The organism is Trinickia terrae (assembly GCF_005144415.1).
Classification (GTDB): Bacteria; Pseudomonadota; Gammaproteobacteria; order Burkholderiales; family Burkholderiaceae; genus Trinickia_A; species Trinickia_A terrae.
The window spans coordinates 1-730 of sequence record NZ_SWJE01000042.1 but is presented as its reverse complement, the minus strand read 5'-3'; the positions used below and the strand labels follow the sequence as shown (position 1 = coordinate 730).

At 55.5% G+C, this 730-nt stretch carries 1 protein-coding gene and 3 tRNA genes; all 4 read right to left on the bottom strand.

Annotated elements, in window-relative coordinates:
- Window positions 1–151 (bottom strand): GTP-binding protein (locus FAZ69_RS32980; protein WP_240702571.1); only part of this gene is annotated, 151 nt, incomplete at its 3' end.
- A 63-nt stretch (window positions 152–214) separates the two neighbouring features.
- Window positions 215–289: transfer RNA gene (locus FAZ69_RS32975), tRNA-Thr, on the bottom strand.
- A gap of 16 nt (window positions 290–305) precedes the next feature.
- Window positions 306–379: transfer RNA gene (locus FAZ69_RS32970), tRNA-Gly, on the bottom strand.
- 41 nt (window positions 380–420) lie between these two features.
- Window positions 421–506, bottom strand: a tRNA-Tyr gene (locus FAZ69_RS32965).
- Window positions 507–730: the final 224 nt, after the last annotated feature.

Below are 730 nucleotides of genomic sequence, written 5' to 3'. Positions count from 1 at the left end.
CGATTTCGTCGTACTTCTTCGCTTCGCCGCCGAACTTCGCCGACAGAACCGTCGCGATCGCCGCCGTCAGCGTCGTCTTACCGTGGTCAACGTGACCGATCGTGCCGACGTTCACGTGCGGCTTGGTCCGCTCAAACTTACCCTTGGCCATTTTCGACTCCTAAGAGGATTTTCCGTACGTTGCGCCGCGCGCAAACAATCACTGACTACCTGCTGGTGCCCATGGGCAGGATCGAACTGCCGACCTCTCCCTTACCAAGGGAGTGCTCTACCACTGAGCCACATGGGCATAACTTCGCGAACACTGGAGCGGGTGAAGGGAATCGAACCCTCGTCATAAGCTTGGAAGGCTTCTGCTCTACCATTGAGCTACACCCGCAAGGGCTTTCCGATTCCCCATCGCTACTACAGCCTGCATTCTGGTGGAGGAGGTTGGATTCGAACCAACGTAGGCGTAAGCCAACAGATTTACAGTCTGCCCCCTTTAGCCACTCGGGCACCCCTCCGCAGAGAACTGACGATTATGGGGGTACATCAACACAATGTCAAGCATTATATGAGCCCCAAGCTATCGTTCGCCCTCACTTATAGCCTTGCCACGTAAACGGCCACAACCCCACCTTTATGGGGTGGGGTTGTAGTTATGAGAGGAGCCTGACGATTACCTACTTTCACACGGGAATCCGCACTATCATCGGCGTGGAGTCGTTTCACGGTCCTGTTCGGGATG